Here is a 262-nt window from a genome sequence, read left to right as displayed (position 1 = left end):
CCTCAGCGCCGCCGGCTGGTACGACCAGGCGTACCACAATGACACGGTGCGCAGTCATGTTGCCGGGTACCAGACCAGCTACGACAACGACCACTACAGCTCTGAAGTGAAGCGTTACGTCGAAGGCCCTTCAGGGGAAATCCTCGATGCCTTCGTCTGGAAAAACCTGCGCCTGGGCGATGCTTCGGTGAACGTCAAGATCGGCCGGCATACCAATTACTGGGGCGAGGGGCTACTGTTCGGTGCCCATGCGATTTCCTAC

General features: G+C 59.2%; 1 protein-coding gene. It reads left to right on the top strand.

The window, feature by feature from the left end:
* Positions 1 to 262: DUF1302 family protein (locus tag AAEZ05_RS29040; RefSeq protein WP_350650079.1), on the top strand; the 262-nt coding region annotated here is incomplete at both ends.

The sequence above is a fragment of the Pseudomonas sp. HY13-MNA-CIBAN-0226 genome, assembly GCF_040310305.1.
GTDB lineage: Bacteria > Pseudomonadota > Gammaproteobacteria > Pseudomonadales > Pseudomonadaceae > Aquipseudomonas > Aquipseudomonas gregormendelii.
This window is presented reverse-complemented; position numbering and strand designations above follow the sequence as displayed.